Annotated in this window: 6 protein-coding genes; 2 read left to right on the top strand and 4 right to left on the bottom strand. The window is 67.7% G+C overall.

The window, feature by feature from the left end; all coding sequences use genetic code 11:
* Positions 1 to 9 precede the first annotated feature (9 nt).
* The gene (locus tag BMZ17_RS21275; RefSeq protein ID WP_254775197.1) at positions 10 to 297 is read right to left on the bottom strand and encodes a hypothetical protein; all 288 of its coding nucleotides are present in this window, start codon (positions 295 to 297) and stop codon (positions 10 to 12) included.
* On the opposite strand from BMZ17_RS21275, the gene BMZ17_RS07035 reads away from it, so the two are divergent.
* Together BMZ17_RS07035 and BMZ17_RS07040 are read left to right on the top strand one after the other, a co-directional pair.
* Entirely contained in the window at positions 277 to 6,804 is a 6,528-nt protein-coding gene (locus tag BMZ17_RS07035; protein WP_254775198.1) for a polyketide synthase, read from the top strand. The two genes, BMZ17_RS21275 and BMZ17_RS07035, sit on opposite strands and share 21 nt — an antisense overlap.
* Positions 6,801 to 13,262, top strand: a complete 6,462-nt coding sequence (locus BMZ17_RS07040; protein WP_175485494.1) for a non-ribosomal peptide synthetase — start codon at positions 6,801 to 6,803, stop codon at positions 13,260 to 13,262. Before BMZ17_RS07035 ends, BMZ17_RS07040 begins: the two co-directional genes overlap by 4 nt.
* Before the next feature lie 48 nt (positions 13,263 to 13,310).
* Here the strand turns inward: BMZ17_RS07040 and BMZ17_RS07045 are convergent, their stop codons facing one another.
* Genes BMZ17_RS07045 through BMZ17_RS07055 form a run of 3 tightly spaced genes read right to left on the bottom strand, consistent with a single transcriptional unit; the run spans position 13,311 to position 17,937 of the window.
* The gene (locus tag BMZ17_RS07045) at positions 13,311 to 14,489 is read right to left on the bottom strand and encodes a glycosyltransferase (protein WP_093137548.1); all 1,179 of its coding nucleotides are present in this window, start codon (positions 14,487 to 14,489) and stop codon (positions 13,311 to 13,313) included.
* A gap of 5 nt (positions 14,490 to 14,494) precedes the next feature.
* Entirely contained in the window at positions 14,495 to 16,603 is a 2,109-nt protein-coding gene (locus BMZ17_RS07050; protein ID WP_093137551.1) for an NAD-dependent epimerase/dehydratase family protein, read from the bottom strand.
* Complete coding sequence (locus BMZ17_RS07055; protein ID WP_139202807.1) at positions 16,600 to 17,937, bottom strand: glycosyltransferase; 1,338 nt, start codon at positions 17,935 to 17,937, stop codon at positions 16,600 to 16,602. Before BMZ17_RS07055 ends, BMZ17_RS07050 begins: the two co-directional genes overlap by 4 nt.
* Between the last annotated feature and the right edge of the window lie 174 nt (positions 17,938 to 18,111).

The raw sequence follows: 18,111 nt of genomic DNA on the forward strand, positions 1-18,111 counted from the left end.
TGCAGTGCGTTACAGGTTCGCTTCCTGTCGCCCTTCATCGATGAGGGCATGGCCGCGCTGCTGGCCAATGGGCTGATACAGGTTTTGCAGGGCCTGGCGTTTGCCATGGACCTCGAAGCGGTACAGGCCATGGACCTGGCCGATCATCGGCGCCTCATGCGGACCTGGAACGACACCACGGTGCTTTCTCCGGGACCGCAAACGGTCCACGCGCACTTTGAGGGGGTCGCCGCCCGGCATGCGCATGATGTAGCGATCGAGTGGGCGGAAGGGCGGATGTCCTACGCCGAACTGCATGCCCGCGCCGCGCGGGTGGCCCAGGGTCTGAGCGCGGCTGGCATCGCCGCCGGGGACATCGTCGTGCTACTGCTGAACCGCTCGCCGGAGGCGATCACGGCACTGCTGGGCATCCTCATGGCTGGCGCAGCTTACTTACCGTTGGATCCCTCGCATCCAGCCGAGCGCTTGGCTTTTTCCATCCAGGACGCAGGTGCCTCGCTGGTGATCGCCGATCGCGATGATCAGGCGCCGCCTGGAATGGCGGTGCGCATCGTAACGTTGGCGCAAGTTGAAGCGTTCGGCGCCGGTGCACCAATGCCTGCACCCGCGCTGGATGGGCGGGCACGTGCCTACGTGATGTACACCTCCGGCTCGACCGGCACGCCCAAGGGCGTGGAGATTCCGCACCAGGCGATCCTGCGGCTGGTGCGCGGCGTCGATTACGTCGATCTGTCGGACAGGCCCGTCGTCCTGCATGCCGCGCCGCTGGGCTTCGATGCCGCCACACTGGAGATCTGGGGCCCGTTGCTCAACGGCGGCACCTGCGTGGTCCATTCCGAATGCATTCCCAGCGGCAAGGGGCTGGCGGCCACGATCCGCCGTCACAACGTGCGCATCGGCTGGCTCACCGCCGCGCTGTTCAACGCCATCGTGGATGTTGATGCGCAGGACTTGCGCGGGCTGACGCAGCTGTTCACGGGTGGCGAGGCGTTATCGGTCGCCCACGTGCGCAAGGCGCAGGCCGCCTTGCCCGGGCTGTCGATCCGCAACGGCTACGGCCCGACCGAATGCACCACGTTCTCGCTGACCCATTCGATTCCGGACGACCTGCCACCGGACTTACGCGCGATCCCGATTGGACGGCCGATCGCCGACACCACGCTGCTGGTGCTCAATGCGCGCGGTGAGCCGGTCCCGGTCGGCGTCATCGGCGAGCTCTACATCGGCGGGCTGGGCCTGGCGCTGGGCTATTTGAACCGCGTCGAGCTGACGGCCGAACGTTTCGTGATCGATCCAACCGGCGCAAGCCAGGAACGCTTCTACCGCACCGGCGACCTGGTGCGCTGGTTGCCCGAGGGCGTGGTCGACTTTATCGGGCGGGTCGATGGCCAAGTCAAAATCCGCGGCTACCGCATCGAGACCGGTGAGATCGAGGCGGTGCTGCAGCGGATCGATGGCGTGCGTGCATGCGCGGTGCTGGCGCGCGAGGATCGCCCTGGGCAGAAGCGGCTGGTCGCCTACTACGTGGCCGACGATAACGCGCCCGGCGTCCCAGAGCTGCGCGCCGAACTCGCCCGCCAGCTGCCGGAGTTCATGGTGCCGGCGAGCTGGTCGCGGCTGGAGGGGTTGCCGGTCACGGCCAATGGCAAGCTGGACCGGCGTGCGCTGCCGCCACCGGATCGTCGTCGGCCCGAGCTGGCCACCGCGTATCGGGCGCCGGTCGGGCCAGTCGAGCAGGCGGTCTGCGACTTGTTTGCAACGCTGCTTGGCCTGGACCAGGTCGGGCGCGAGGACAACTTCTTCGAACTCGGCGGTCACTCTTTGCTTGCCATGCAGCTGGTCGCACGCCTGCATGGCGAACTTTCGCCGATACCCACCATCACCGGATTCTTCGCCGATCCGACCCCGGCCGCGGTCGCCGCTTCCATCGGCGGAACGGCGAGCAATGCGATCGCGACCGAACGCATGGCCCGGCCACGCACGCGCGCCGACGCACGCGAGCCGGTTGCGATCATTGCCATGGCCGGCCGGTTTCCCGGTGCAGGCGATGTGGAGGCCTTCTGGCGCAACCTGTGTGCGGGCGAAGACTCCATCACCTTCTTCGCGCCGGAAGCACTGGATCCGGCCATTCCAGCTTCCCTTCGCAACGACCCGGCGTACGTGCCTGCGCGCGGCATCATCGAAGCAGTAGAAGCATTCGACGCAGCGTTCTTCGGCATCGCTCCGCGTGAGGCCGAGCTGATGGATCCGCAGCAGCGAATCTTTCTTGAGCTGTGCTGGGAGTGCATGGAGCGCGCCGGGCACGTGCCGGATGCACAGACCGTGCCGGTCGGCGTGTTTGGCGGCATGCATAACGCCACTTATTTTCAGCACCATCTCCAACCACGCCCGGACTTGATAGACAAGCTCGGCGCGTTCCAGGTCATGCTTGCCAACGAAAAGGACTATTTGGCTACGCGGGTGGCCCACCGGCTCAACCTGACTGGCCCGGCCGTTAGTCTCAATACCGCCTGCTCGACCTCGCTCGTAGCGATCTGCCAGGCCCTGGATGCATTGCGTGCGGGTCGCTGCGAGATGGCGCTGGCCGGTGGGGTGTCGGTGACCTGTCCACCGCGCAGCGGCTATCTGGCCCAGGAAGGCACCATGCTGTCGGCCGACGGCCATACGCGCAGTTTCAGCGCCGACGCCACTGGCACGGTGTTCGGCGATGGCGCTGCAGTGGTCCTGCTCAAGCGGTTGTCCGACGCGCTGGCCGATGGCGATCCGATCTATGCCCTGATCCGTGGCGGCGCGGTCAACAACGACGGTGGCACCAAGGCCAGTTTCATGGCGCCCAGTAGCGCCGGCCAAGCCGCTGTCATCGCCATGGCCCATGCCGATGCCGGGGTAGAGGCGCGCAGCATCTCCTATGTCGAGGCGCACGGCACCGCCACACCGATCGGTGATCCGATCGAACTGGAAGGACTGACCCGCGCGTTTCGCCACGGCACCGCCGATGTCGGCTTCTGCCGGCTGGGCTCGGTCAAGAGCAATGTGGGCCACCTGGTGATGGCAGCCGGAGCCACTGGCGTGATCAAGACCGCGCTGGCGCTGGCCGAGCGGAAGCTTCCTGCATCACTGCACTACCGCGCGCCCAATCCGTCGATCGACTTCGCCGGCTCCCCGTTCGTGGTCAACGATGTCCTGAGCGACTGGGTGGTCGAACAGGGGCCGTTGCGCGCCGGGGTGAGCTCGTTTGGTGTCGGCGGCACCAACGCGCACGTGGTCATGGAAGAACCGCCGCAGAGGCCGGATTCAGAAGCCGGGCAGGGGCCGCAGCTGCTGGTGCTGTCGGCGCGCAGCGCCCAGGCGCTGGGCACTGCGACCGCCAACCTGGCCAGTCACCTTTCGGCACAGCCGGACCTCAATCTCGCCGATGTGGCCTGGACGCTGGCCGCAGGCCGCAAGGCGTTCGCCCACCGCGTCAGCGTGGTCGCCACCGATGTACCCGACGCGATTGCGCGACTGAGCAGCCTGGAGACGACCGCGGCGGTGGCACGCAGCCAACCGGCCAAGTCCTGCGACGTGGTTTTCCTGTTCCCGGGGCAGGGCGCGCAGTACGCAGGCATGGGGCGCGAGCTGTACGCCAGCGAGCCGGCCTATCGCGACGCGTTCGATGCCTGCGCCGAACTGCTGCGTGCCGACCTTGGCTTCGACCTACGCGAGCGGGTCTTTTCCGGCGAGGCGGACGCGCTGTTGCCTACGGCAGTGATGCAACCTGCCACCTTCGCGGTCGAATACGCACTGGCGATGCTGTGGATGCACCAGGGCCTCTCGCCGGCTGCGCTGATCGGGCACAGCGTCGGTGAATTCGTCGCCGCCACGCTGGCGGGCGTGTTCAAGCTGAAGGATGCGCTGCACCTGGTGGCGCGGCGTGGCGCGCTCATGCAGGCGATGCCGGCCGGCGGCATGTTGTCGGTGCGCCTGCCGCTGGCCGAGCTGGAGGCGCGCCTGCCGTCGACGCTGGACCTGGCCGCGGAAAACGCTCCGGGGGCGTGCGTGGTCGCCGGTCCGCACGAAGCCCTCGCGCAGTTCAAGACGTCACTCGAAGCCGACGGCATCGCCTGTCGCCTGCTGGCCACCTCGCATGCGTTCCACTCGGCGATGATGGAGCCGGTGTTGGCACCGTTCGCTGAAGAAGTTGCGGCCGTTGCCAGGCAGGCGGCGCGGCTGGCGCTGGTCTCCACCGCCACCGGTGACTGGCTGCGCGACGAAGACGCGATGTCTGCCAACTATTGGACCCAGCACCTGCGTCGTCCGGTGCGCTTCTCAGCCGCGCTCGGTCGCGTGCTGGAGGCACCGGCGCGCGTGCTGCTGGAAGTCGGCCCGCGCGCCACGCTGAGCACGCTGGCGCGCCAGCATCTGGGCGCGCAACGCGGCCAGGTGATCCCGCAGGCGTCGCTGGGCGATGCGGTCAGCGGGGAGCTGGCGGCGCTGCGCCAGGCGGTCGGCCAGCTCTGGAGTCGCGGCGTGGCGATCGATCCGACCTGGTTCGACCGCCGCGCCGCGCGCCGTCGTCTGCTGCTGCCGACCTATCCGTTCGAGCGCCAGCGTTACTGGGTGGAGGCAAGCGCACAGCCAGCGCCTGCCGCTACCGCCGACGTGCCAGTTCATTCCGTTGTGCCATCACCAGTCATCGAGGTTCCGATGTCGACGTCAGCCGCCAGTTCCAGCCGCCGCACCGCGCTGGTATCCCAGCTCAAGAACGCTTTCGAGGAAGTGGCCGGATTCGACCTGGCCGACGCCGACGCCACGGCGAACTTCATGGAACTCGGGCTGGACAGCCTGATGCTGACCCAGATGTCGCTGCACCTGAGCCGGGTGTTCCCGGTCAAGGTCACCTTCCGCCAGCTGATGGCCGATTACGCCACGCTGGACCGGCTGGCGGAATTCATCGATGGCGAGCTGCCGGTCGAGACGCCGCCTGCACAAGCGGTGCCCGCAACCTTCGTGCCGGTGGCAGCTATCGCGCCGCAGATTCAACCGATGCTGCAGGCTGCCGCGCCGCAGGGCCTGGTACAGCAGGTGATCGCGCAGCAGATGCAGTTGATGGCGCAGCAGCTCGCGTTGCTGGGCGGGCAGGCGGCCGAGCCTGCGCCTGGGTTGCCGCTTGTTGCAGCGACTTCCGTCGCGGCCGTGGCAGCGCCGATGGTGGAGACGACTCCGGTGGTTGCGGCTCCACCTGTCGTCGATGAAGAAGCGGCGCTGGCGCACACCCGCTATGACATCAAGAAGGCCTTCGGCGCGATCGCCCGCATCGATACCGGCACGCATGCGCTGTCGGTGAGCCAGCAGGCCAAGCTCGACCGCTTCGTACAGCGCTACGTTGCCCGCACGCGTAAATCCAAGGACTACACCGAGACGCATCGGCCGCACATGGCCGACCCGCGCGTGGTCAACGGCTTTCGTCCCAAGCTCAAGGAGATCGTCTACCAGATCGTGGTCAGCCGCTCCAAGGGCGCTCACGTGTGGGATCTGGACGGCAACCAGTACGTCGATGCGCTCAACGGCTTCGGCATGAGCCTGTTCGGATGGCAGCCGGAGTTCGTCCTGGAGGCCGTGCGCGAGCAGCTGGAGCTGGGCTACGAGATTGGGCCGCAGCATCCGCTGGCCGGCGAAGTGGCCAAGCTGGTGTGCGAGGTCACCGGGCATGAACGCGCGGCGCTGTGCAACACCGGGTCCGAAGCAGTGCTCGGCGCGCTACGCATTGCGCGCACGGTGACCGGGCGCGAGACGATAGTGCTGTTCTCCGGGTCCTATCACGGCATTGTGGACGAGGTGATCGTGCGCGGCACCCGCAAGCTGCGCGCGGTGCCCGCCGCACCCGGAATTCTGCGCAACACCTCCGAGCACGTGCTGGTGCTGGACTATGGCACGCCGGAGTCGCTGCAGATCCTGCGCGAACGCGCGCATGAATTGGCCGCGGTGCTGATCGAGCCGGTGCAGAGTCGTCGCCCCGACTTCCAGCCGGTGGAGTTCCTCAAGGAAGTGCGCGCGATCACCGCCGCGTCGGGCACGTTGTGCATCTTCGACGAGATCGTCACCGGCTTCCGTGCCCATCCGGGCGGCGTGCAGCGCCTGTTCGGCATCGCGCCGGACCTGGCGACCTACGGCAAGGTGGTGGGCGGTGGCTTCCCGATCGGCGTCATCGCCGGCAAGCGGCCGTACATGGACGCGCTGGATGGCGGAGCCTGGCAGTTCGGCGACGACTCGCAGCCGACGGTGGGCGTGACCTATTTCGCCGGCACGTTCGTCCGCCATCCCTTGGCGCTGGCGGCGGCCAAGGCGGTGCTGGAACACATCAAGCGCGAAGGTCCGGAGCTGCAGCAGCGCATCAACCAGCGCACGGCGGCGCTGGCCGCGGAGCTCAATGCCTTCTGCGAGGAGCGGGGCGCGCCCATCGCGATCAAGCAATTCGCCTCGGTGTGGAAGACCCAGTTCCTGGAAGACCATCCGCTGCAGGATCTGTTGTTCGCGATGATGCGCAGCCGCGGCATCCACATCCTCGACAACTTCCCTTGCTTCTTCACCGCAGCGCACACGGAAGCCGACTTCATGGCGATCACCAATGCGTACAAGGAGTCGATCGTGGAGTTGCAGGAGAGCGAGTTCCTGCCACGTCACGCGGCGACTTCGCGCACGGTGATGGAAGCCGAACAGCCGCCCCGGCCAGATGCTCGTCTGGGACGCGACCCGCAGGGCAACCCCGCATGGTTCGTGCCCAACCCGGAGCAGGCCGGCAAGTACATGAGGATCGGGACATGAAACCTGACGCACTGGCACCGGCTGCACTGACAGCGGTCGACTATGATCCGTTCGCGTCGGTCGCCCTGGCGCGGGTTGTGCCCAGCACCGAGGCGCAGCGTGAGATCTGGTTGGCGTCGCAGCTAGGCGTGGAAGCCTCGCTGGCCTTCAATGAATCGGTCAGCCTGCGCTTGCGGGGCACGCTGGACCGCAATGCACTGCACGCTGCACTTGGTGAACTGATCGCGCGCCATGACGCGCTGCGTGCGAGCTTCGGCCCGGATGGCGAGACCCTGTGTGTGTCGGCACAGTCCGAGTTGCCGCTGCCGCTGATCGACCTGCAGGACCTGGACGAGGCGGCGCGCGCCGACGCCTTGGCCGAGCGACGTCGCGCGACGGTGGAGACTGCGTTCGAGCTGGAGCAAGGCCCGCTGATGCGTGCCGAACTGCTCTGTCTCGGTAGTAATGAGCATGTGCTGCTACTGACCGCGCACCACATCGTCTGCGATGGCTGGTCGTGGTGGGTGATGGTGCGAGAGCTGTCGACGCTGTACGGCGCCCGCACCGGCCTGGCCGCTGGCACGCTGCCGCCGGTGGCGTCTTTCGCCGATTACGCGTTGGACCTCGCGCGGCATGGCGATGACGGGACCCTGGCCGCCGACCAGGCCTGGTGGCTCGCGCAGTATGTACAGCTCCCAGCGCCGCTGGACCTGCCAACGGACCACGCGCGTCCGCCGCGGCGCAGCTTCGCCTCGGCGCGCATCGACCATGTGCTGGATGCGGCGCTGGTGGGCGAAGTGAAGCGACTGGGTGCGCAGCGCGGCGCCAGCCTGTTCGCCACGCTTTTGGGCAGTTTTGCCGCCGTGCTGGCGCGGTTGTCCGGCCAGCAGGAAGTGGTGGTGGGCATTCCGGCTGCAGCCCAGTCGCTGGACGGCCAGGACCATCTGGTCGGCCACTGCGTCAACCTGTTGCCGCTACGCTGCGTGACCGATCCGGCCGCGCCGCTGGCACACCTGCTCGAAGCCACGCAAGCCACGCTGCTGGATGCGCTGGACCATCAGCGCTACACGTTCGGCACGCTGCTCAGGAAGCTCGACGTACCGCGTGATCCCAGCCGGCTGCCGTTGGTCAGCGTGCTGTTCAACATCGACCAGGCGCTCGACCAGCAGGTCACCGCGTTTCCGGGACTGGTGCTGGACTTCGCCAGCAACCCGCGCAGCTTCGAGAACTTCGAACTGTTCATCAACGCGGTGCAGGAGCAGGGCCATTTGCGCCTGGAATGCCAGTACAGCCGCGAACTGTTCGACGGGTCCACGGTGACGCGCTGGCTGGAGGCGTTCGAGACCCTGCTGCGCGGCGCCGTCGCGCGTCCGGATGCGCTGCTGGGCGCGCTGCCGATCGTCGGTGAGGCGGGGCGACGCCATCTGTTGTCGCTGCAGCCTGCGGCCACGCCGATCCCGACGCAGTCCATCCATGCGCTGTTCGAAGCGCAATGCCGCCGCACACCGGATCGCATCGCCGTGCGGTGCGATGGCCAGGCCATGACCTACGCCGCGCTGGATGCGCGCGCCAACCGCATCGCGCACCTGCTGCGCCGGAATGGCGCGCGCGACGACGCGTTGGTCGGCATCGCGCTCGATCGCAGCGTCGACCTGCTGGCCGCCGTGCTGGGCGCGCTGAAGACAGGAGCTGGCTACGTGCCGCTCGATCCGGGTTTTCCGACCGAGCGACTCAGTTACATGGTCGGCGACGCCAGCCTGGCGGTGTTGCTTACGCAGACCGCGCATGCCGATCGCTTCGACCTGCGCGGGCGTCCGGTGCTGGCGCTGGACCAGCTGGGCGAGGAACTCGCAGCGCTGCCGGCCGAGGCGCTGGACGAGGCGGGCGACAGCGGCGATGCCGTGGCCTACGTGATCTATACGTCCGGTTCCACCGGTCAGCCCAAGGGTGTGGCCATCCCGCACACGGCGGTGGTGAATTTCCTTACCAGCATGGCGCAGCGGCCGGGGCTGCGCGCGGACGACCGGCTGGTAGCGGTGACCACGCTGTCGTTCGATATCGCCGTGCTTGAACTGCTCGGGCCGCTGGGTGTCGGCGCCGAGGTCGTGATCGCCCGGCGCGAGAACGCGCTGGACGGCGAACAGCTGAAGCAACTGCTGGTCGCCGCGCAAGCCACCGTGATGCAGGCCACGCCGGCCACCTGGCGGATGCTGCTGGAGACCAGCTGGTCGCCGCCGAAGGCTTTTCGCGCCCTGTGCGGTGGCGAGGCGTTGGCGCCAGACCTGGCCGAGGCGTTGCTGGATCGCTGCGGCGAGGTGTGGAACCTGTACGGCCCGACCGAGACCACGGTGTGGTCGACGTGCTGGCGCGTGGAGCGTCCGGGTGAGGGCATTTCCATCGGGACGCCGATCGCCAACACCATGGTGTGGATCCTCGATGAGCAACGCCAGCTGTGCCCGCTGGGCGTACCAGGCGAGATATGGATCGGTGGCGCCGGCGTCGCGCTGGGCTATCGCAACCGCCCCGAATTGACGGCGGACCGGTTCGTTGCCGATCCCTTTGCCAGCCAGCCGGACGCGCGCCTGTATCGCACCGGTGATCGCGGGCGCTGGCGTGTCGACGGCATGCTGATGCACCTGGGCCGGCTCGATTTCCAGGTCAAGCTGCGCGGGTTCCGCATCGAGCTGGGCGAGATCGAAGCACGCCTGCTGAGCCTGCCGGGCGTCGCCGATGCGGTGGCGAGCACGCGCGAATTCCGACCTGGCGATGTGCGCCTGCTTGCGCATCTGGTGGCGGCGCAACGCTCGGTCATCGACGAGGCGGCCGTGCGCGCGCACATGCACCAGACGCTGCCGGACTACATGATTCCGCAACACCTGATCGTGCTCGATGCACTGCCCAGGCTGCCTAACGGCAAGATCAACCGCGCGCGGCTCCGGGCGCCCAGCGAAAGGCCCGGCGCGGACGAGGCGCGCACGCTGCCGCGCGATGCAACGGAGGAGCGCGTGGTCGCGGCCATGGCGGCGGTGCTGGGGCACGCACCGGGCGTGGACGACAACTTCTTCGAGCACGGCGGCCATTCGCTGCTGGCCGCGCAGCTGGTGGCGCGACTGAATCGCGAGCTGGGTTTGGCGCTACCGATGCGCATGGTGTTCGAAGCGCAGACCGCGGCGCGGTTGGCAGCCGTGGTGCGTGCCGCGGGCACGACCGGGGCCACCAGCGCGGCGGACAATGGCTTGCGCATCACGCATCAGTCCGACCGGACGCGTGCGCCGCTGTCGCTGATGCAGCAGCGGCTGTGGTACCTGGAGCAATTGCATCCAGGACGCGTGGTCTACAACACGCCCTCGGCTCATCGCCTGCGAGGGCCGATGGATGAGGCCGCATTCGAGCGAGCGTTGCAGGAAGTGGTGGATCGTCAGGCGATCCTGCGCACTTCGATCGAAGCCGAAGACGGCGTACCCGAGCAGCGCATCCACGAGGCGATGCCGGTACGCCTGCTGCCCGTCGAAACGCTGACTGGAGATTCGTTGGCCGAGCGCGAAGCCGCGCTGATGGCGCGGCTCGATGCTTTGATCGCCGAGCCGTTCGAACTAGCGAGCGAACCATTGTTCCGCGCGCGGCTGTTCCGGCTTGGCGAGAATGACCATGTGTTCTTCTTCATGGCGCATCACATCATCTGGGACGGCTGGTCGTTCGACGTGCTCTACACCGAACTGTCCGCTGCCTACGCGGCCTTCTGCGCAGGCCAGCCGATGCCGTTGCCACCGCCGGCCATCGACTACGGCGATTTTGCGGGCTGGCAGCGCGAGTGGATGCAAGGCGAGGAACTGGAGCGCCAGGTCAGCCATTGGTGCGAGCGTTTGGCCAATCTTCCCGAGCCGCTGGAACTGCCTGCCGCACGTATGCGCCCGCCGCGTCCGAGCGGTGCGGGCGCCACAGAATGGATCCGTCTGCCTGCGGCTCAGATGGAGGCCGTGCGTGCGCTGGGCCAGCGCACTGGCGCCACGGCGTTCATGGTGCTGCTGGCGGCCTATTACGTGTTCCTGCATCGCAATGGCGGCCAGCGCGATCTGGTCGTTGGCGTGCCGGTGCGTGGGCGCGAACGGGCCGAGCTGGAAGCGGTCATGGGCTTCTTCGTCAACGCGCTGCCAATGCGGGTCAAGATCGACCCGCAGGCTTCCTTCCTGGAAACCGTGCAGCAGGTGCGTGACGTGGTGCTGGATTCGTTCGCCTACCCGGACGTGCCGTTCGAGCATCTGGTCCGGCGCCTGCGCTTGCCGCGCGATGAGCGTCGTTCGCCGATCTACCAGGCCAGCTTCTCCTTCCAGGACGTCCGACATCGCAACCTGTCCTGGGCCGAGCTACAGCATGAGCACTTGCCGGTGTTCCAGCAGGGCGCGGCGGAAGACATCGGCCTGTGGTTCATCGAACAGGAGCACGGCTTGCTCGGCGGCCTGACCTACAGCACCGACCTGTTCGATGCCGAGGCCGCCGCGCGCCTGCGCAACTACTACGAAACCCTGCTGGATTCGGCGCTGGCTGATCCCGCGCTGCCTGTCTCCCTGCTGGCGTTCCTGCCGGCCGCCGAGATCGCGCAGCTGGAAGCGTGGAATGCCACCGCCGCGCCGATTCCCGGCGAGCGTCTGCATGGGTTGTTCGAGGCGCAGGCAACGCGCACACCCGAACGTATCGCGGTGCGCGATGCCAACGGCGCACTGACGTATGCCGAACTGGACGCGCTGGCCAACCGCATCGCTCATGCGCTGCATGCGTGCGGCGTGCGCTCCGGCGCGCTGGTCGGCATCGCACTGGAGCGCGGGACCGGCATGGTCGCTGCGCTGTTGGGCGCGCTCAAGGCGGGCGCTGGATATGTGCCGCTGGATCCGGCGTTCCCGGCCGAACGTTTGGCGTTCATGATCCAGGATGCCGGCCTGGCCGCGCTGGTCAGCGACGCTTCGTCGCTGTCACGCCTGCCGCGGATCGATCACCCGGTGTTGCGGCTGGATGCGCCTGGCGCATTGGATGATCTGCCGGCCACATCGCTGCAAACCCGGGTCGATCCCGATGCGATCGCCTACGTGATCTACACCTCCGGCTCGACCGGGCAGCCAAAGGGCGTGGAGATTCCGCACGAGGCGGCGGTGAACTTCCTGACCAGCATGGCCGAGCGGCCGGGCCTGCGCGCGGAGGACACACTGCTGGCGGTCACCACGCTGTCCTTCGACATCGCCGTGCTGGAACTGTTCGGACCGCTCAGCGTGGGCGGCGAGGTGGTGCTGGCCCGGCGCGAAGATGCGATGGACGGCGAGACGCTCAAAGAGTTGCTGGCAACGCACCGGTGTACCGTCATGCAGGCCACGCCGGCGACTTGGCAGGTGCTGCTGCAGGCGGGCTGGGTGGCCGCGCCGCGCTTCCGCGCCCTGTGCGGCGGCGAGGCGCTGACGCCGGAGTTGGCCGCCCAGCTGTTAGTCAGTTGCTCGGAGGTCTGGAATCTTTATGGTCCGACCGAAACCACGGTGTGGTCGACCTGCTGGCGGGTGCAGGACGCGCAGCAAGGCATTTCCATCGGCACGCCAATTGCCAACACCACCGTGTGGATCCTGGATGAGCAGGGCCAGCGCTGCCCGGTCGGCGTCTCGGGGGAAATCTGGATTGGCGGCGCGGGTGTCGCATGCGGCTACCACAATCGTCCTGAGCTGAGTGCGGAGCGGTTCGTACCCGATCCGTTCGCAAGCCAACCCGAGGCACGCTTGTATCGCACCGGCGATCGCGGTCGCTGGTGCGCGGACGGCACGCTGGAACACCAGGGTCGGCTCGATTTCCAGGTCAAGCTACGTGGCTTCCGGATCGAGCTGGGCGAGATCGAATCCATCGCGCGCCAGGAACCCGGCGTGGCCGAATGCGTGGCCGCTGTCCATGAGGTCGATCCGCTCGACCGCCGCTTGGTGCTCTATGTGGTGGCGAGCGAAGCGGAAGACGCCGTGCTGCCGCGCGTGCGTGCCAAGCTGGCAGAGCAGCTTCCCAGCTACATGCAGCCGCAGCATTTGGTAACGCTGCCGGCGTTGCCGCGCTTGCCCAACGGCAAGACCAATCGCAAGGCGTTGCCCGCGCCGCCGCTGCATGCAGGTTCGACAGGCGACGCCGACGAGGCCGCGTGGTTGGCCAATGCCGATCCGCGCCAGCGCTATCTGTCGGCGCTGTGGTGCGAGCTCATCGGGGTGGGGCAAGTGCAGCCCAACGACAACTTCTTCGACACTGGTGGCCATTCGCTGCTGGCGATGGAACTGGCGGCCAGGGTGCGGCGCGAGACCGGCATGCGCATCAACCTGCTGGACATCGCCACCGGAACGCTGGCGTCGCTGGCGGCCGGGCTGCCTGAAGGCGATGGCACTGCTTCTGCGGAGGAGCCCGAGGCACCGGTCACGCTGGGCGGTCGCTTGCGTCGCTGGGCTGGCCTGGAACCACGGGCGCGCTGAGACAGCGCTTGGAGGAAGACCTGCATGCCATCGCTTGCAGGTCGTGCGTTAAGCCGGCTGCTCCTGACGCCAGCTCGCGCGAGCGCTGGGTTCGTCTGCCGCCTGCGCACATTGCAACAGGGTTTCTTCGGCGACCTGGTGCCAGCTGCGGGAGAACCGGGCCGACAGTGCGGTTTCGTCCCAATCACGCTGCAGGGCGAATTCGAGACCGCGTGCGAGATCCGCGCTATCGCGGGCCTGGATCAACACACCGCTGGCGGCGTCGACCACCTCCGGGATGCCGCCGACATCGGTGGCGACCACCGGCCTGCCGCAGGCCATTGCTTCGACCAGCACGTTCGGATGCCCTTCCGAATAACTCGGCAGTGTCACCACGCTCGCGGCGACCATCCATTTCGCAACCGCCTCGGGTCCCAATGGGCCGGTGAAGCGCACGTTGCCGGCACCTGCTGAAAGCCCATCAAGCTCGGTCTGCATCGGGCCACCGCCAACAAGCACAAGCTGCAACCTTGGACGCGTTGCAGTGAGCCCGCGCATCGCTGTCAGCAGTTCACGCAATCCCTTCTCGGGCACCAGCCGGCCGACGTAGAGCACCAGTTCCGCATCCGGCGCAACGCCGAGTGCCTCGCGCGCAGCCGCCTTGTCTGAGAGATGGAATGTGGCCGCATCGCAGCCATTGGCGATGACTTTTACGCGCTCTGCTTCTGCGCCGTAGCGCTTCACGGCCAGTCGCCCGAGATCCTCACTCACCACGAGCAGGCGCCGAGCGTTACGCACCACGCGGCGGGTGAGGTGGCGGCTGATCGCATCGCGCACGCGGATGTCCGAGCCGCGCGCGCCCGCCACCAGCGGGACGCCTGCGCGCCCTGCGGCCAGCATCGCGCCGTAAGCATCCGGATAAAGCCAGTACGACAGCACCACGTCGGGCCGGAAGCGGGCAAGCGCATCGCCGATCGCGCCGGCGCATAGACGGCCATTGAATGGCCGGCTCAGGCCGGGCAGGGCAGGGTAGGACGGATACGCAACTTCACAGTCGAGTCCTGCAGGCGCACCAGGCGCATGCGCGACGTAACTGCCCGGCTGCGCCCAGCGTGGATAGACCGCAATCGGGCTCACCACGCGCACGGTTGCCAGCTGCGTAAGCTGCTGGATCGTTTGCACGATCGGGCGCCCACGCGTGGGTTCGCCCTGGATTGGAAACTGCGAGGTGACCACCAGCAGGCGCATCGGTGTCAGGCGTCCACGCGGTCGGGCAATGCATCCATCTGTGGCGCGGCGTGGTTGGCAAACATCGTCTCCAGCCCGCGGCGCAGCCCAACGCGCGGCTGCCACGACAAGCCGGTCCGCGCGGCCGCGATATCGAAGTTCGCCAGCGGCCGCAGCGAGCGCGCTCGATAGCGGGTCAGCGGCACGCCGCGCCCCAATAGCTTGCCCAGCAGTTCGACCCCGGCTGCCAGCGCCAGAAACGCGAAGGCCGGCAAGCGGACCAGCCGCAGCCTGCGGCCCAGCTTGGCCTTGACCAGGTCCAGGTAGGCGCCCTGGGTCACCGTGTTCGGATCCACCAGGTTGAAGATGCGGCCGTTCGCAGCCGAGGCTTCGGCGGCCAGCAGCAGGCCGTCGACCACATCGTCCACGTACACCAGCGGCAGGGTCTGGCTGCGCGCGCCCACAGCGATCCAGAGACCGGCAATGGCGAGGGTGCCGTTGGGCGTGACCTGTTCAGCGCCGGGCCCGACGATCTGGCCGGGTCGCACGACCACGGCCGACAGCTGTCGCGCGGCGACGGCCTCCAGCACCATCGACTCGGCGGCCAGCTTGGTCTGGGTGTAGGCGCCGCGGTCCTGCGGGCGCGGCTCGTAGGCAGAAGCCTCGGTGACCGGTACGGCCGGATCGCGTCCGGCATGATCGAGCACGCTGAGCGAGCTGACATAGACCAGCTTGCCGGTTGCATGGCGGTTGCAGGCTTCGATGATGTTGCGTGTGCCCCATACCGTGCCGGCTTCGAAGGCGCGCAGGTCCCCGCGCATCGCAGCGCCGACGTGATAGACCGTGCCCACGCCGGCAACGGCATGATCGACGATCCGCGGATCGCCCAGGTCCCCGATCAGCACTTGCAGGTCGCGCATCGCTTCCAGCGCGGCGCTGGGCGCGCGCACCAGCACACGCACGCGTTGCCCGCGTGCACGCAGGGCGGCGACCAGTCGACGGCCAAGGAATCCGTTGGCGCCGGTCACCAACGCATCGGCGGGTTCGAGCGGCATGAGGCGGGCTTCAAGCTCGGCCGTGCGCTCGGCGTCGGCGCGCGCGCAGGCAGCCTCCATCAGCGCGATCGGGCAGCGGCCGTCCTCGGCACTGATCGGCGGCGAGCGTCCCTCTTGGAGCGCGCGCGCGAATTCTTCCGCACCGCGCTGGATGCCGGGCGATGGGCGCAAGCGGCCAGTGGCGAATCGCAGCACGTTCCAGGGAATGCGGAAAACATCGCGCAAGGCAAGTACGAAGGCGCCCAGCACGATGCCGATGAACTTAGGCCCCGGCAGCACGCGCTGCTGGCGGCAGGTCTGCAGGAACCGATCGGCCTCCACGCTGCCGCGCGTGCCATGCACGATCAATCGGTTCTGCATCGGGCGGGCGTTCCAGGAGAGCAGCATCCGCCCGGTGCCGCGGGCGCAGGTGGCCGTGGCGTGCCATTCGTCGAACTGCAGGTTCGGCTGGCTGCCGGTCGCGCGGTAGTCCACGTCCAGTCGACTGATCGGGCCGAGCAGCGCTTCAAGCACGTACAGGCCGTGCACGCCCAGGTCGCGAAACGGATAGGAGCCCTGCCGCACCATCGCCGGCAGCGGACCGCCGGCATAGGACGGATAGTCCGAACTGCGCACGATGTCCGCGGCCAGCGTTTGGCCAACCGCGCCGCGCTCCACCAGCTCGCGCGTGCGCAGGATGACCGGATCGAACAGGTCCGAGTGATCGACTGACAGCACCAATCCTTTGGCGCGCGCGGATTCGATCATCGCGTCGCATTCGGCCACCGACTCGGCCATGGGCTTTTCAACGAAGACATGGCAGCCCAGTTCAAGCGCCTGCAGGGTCAGCGGGCAATGGCTGGCCGGCGGTGTAAGGACGTACACGGCATCAGGACGCTGTTTGGCTACCAGTTCACCCAAGGTCGGCGCGACCAAGGGGATGTCGAACTCGGACGCGAGTGCGTGCGCTGCTTTCGCGTCCAGGTCGCAGATCCCGACGATCTCGACAAAAGCCAGCCGACGCAGCGCGGCCAGGTGATGGCGCGCGACGTAGCCGGCGCCGATGACGCCGATTCGCACGGTCTTGTTGCTGGTGTTCATCCGGGTTCCTGTTGCATGACATGGCGGCTTTCGCGTGCAGCGAGCGCCAGGTCGACATGGCCAATGACCTCGCGCACGCGGTTGTCCCAGGTCTGGCCGGCGACAGCGGCCATCCGCTCGGCAGCGGCGCCGGGTGGGTCTTCGTGTACGGCTTTCTCCAGCGCGGCCAGGAACATCTCCCGGCCGTCCACGATCTGCACCCAGCGGCCGAAGCGTTCGATCTCGGCATTGCGGACGCTGACAACGGGTTTGCCCGTGGCCAGGTACTCGCGCAGCTTGAGCGGGTTGGCGTTCTGGACCTGGCGGTTCTGCCGGTAGGGGATGATCGCCACGTCGAAGGCCTTGGCCCAGGCCGGCAGATCGCGGTACGGCTGCGGGCCGGCCAGTTTTATGTTGGGAAGGCCCTGCAGCGCCGACACATCAGTGGCGACATGGCCGACCAGCAGGAAGCTCCACTGCGGCCGCATGCGTGCCAGCCATGCGATCAGGTCCAGATCGATCCACTCATGGATGGAGCCGAAATAACCCACTACCGGGCCTGGCAGGGTGGCGGCGTCTTCCGGCACTTCGGTCGCAGGGTCCATCGCGCGGGCGAACAGCGCGACATCCACGCCGTGTGGCGAGAACAGGGTGTTGGAATTCGCGGCTTGTTTGCCTGCCAGCAGCGTCGGCGGCGCGACAAAGACCAGATCGGCGCAGCGGGTCAGGGCATCGTCACGCGCGCCGATGACCGCGGCATCCACGCCGGGATGTGCGGCGTAGTCATCGATGCAGTAGTACACACACAGCGCTTCGCCGAGCCGGCGCGCGAGAAAACCTGGATGCGGGACCACGAACCACGAGATGTAGTGTGCCGTGCCCAGCGCCCGCATCGCCCTGCGTACGGCCCAGCGCCCGAACGCACGATTGATCAGGTCGACGCCGGGCAGCCGACGGAACGGCAATTGCGGCACCGTGCACAGCCACAGGTTGGGCTCAAGCTGGGTCGGGCGGCGCAACGCCGCTGCCAGCTTGCGCAAGGCGCGACGCAAGTCCCGGCCGCTGGCCTGTGGCGCGCGCATGCCCGGTGAGTCCACATAGAGTAATGGCGCCACTTTGGCCAACCGCACGGCGAGGTGATGACTGCTGGTGCGGTTTTCCGCACCCCAGTCGTTCCCGAAATAGACGATGCCGCTGTCGCTCAGCATGAGCGTCTCGCATCCCAGGCGCAGGACTGCATTGCAGCAACTGGCGTTGTACACCGGCGCCAAAGGGCGCTGGCGTGCGCTTCGCGCCTGTCTGCTTGCGTGCCAGCTCGCATCGAACGTCGTCCCGTACTCGCGTGCGCCGAACAAACGCGGCGGCTCTGTGCAGCCAACGCAGCCCGGCGCCAGAACCGGCAATGCGACGGGTGGAAATCCGCCTGGCCTGATCACGCCTGTTGCGGCGTTCTCATGAACAAGATCCTGGGTGCATTCGGCCTGCCACGAGACGCAGCTGCCACACCCTTGTCATGGGGGAGCTGCGGT

Source organism: Pseudoxanthomonas sp. GM95 (genome assembly GCF_900109775.1).
Lineage (GTDB): Bacteria > Pseudomonadota > Gammaproteobacteria > Xanthomonadales > Xanthomonadaceae > Pseudoxanthomonas_A.

Excerpts from the sequence above, each read along its gene's own strand:
- BMZ17_RS07035 (WP_254775198.1), top strand. The coding sequence starts at position 277 with ATGTCCTACGCCGAACTGCATGCCCGCGCCGCGCGGGTGGCCCAGGGT.
- BMZ17_RS21275 (WP_254775197.1), bottom strand. The coding sequence starts at position 297 with ATGCAGTTCGGCGTAGGACATCCGCCCTTCCGCCCACTCGATCGCTAC.
- BMZ17_RS07040 (WP_175485494.1), top strand. The coding sequence starts at position 6,801 with ATGAAACCTGACGCACTGGCACCGGCTGCACTGACAGCGGTCGACTAT.
- BMZ17_RS07045 (WP_093137548.1), bottom strand. The coding sequence starts at position 14,489 with ATGCGCCTGCTGGTGGTCACCTCGCAGTTTCCAATCCAGGGCGAACCC.
- BMZ17_RS07050 (WP_093137551.1), bottom strand. The coding sequence starts at position 16,603 with ATGAACACCAGCAACAAGACCGTGCGAATCGGCGTCATCGGCGCCGGC.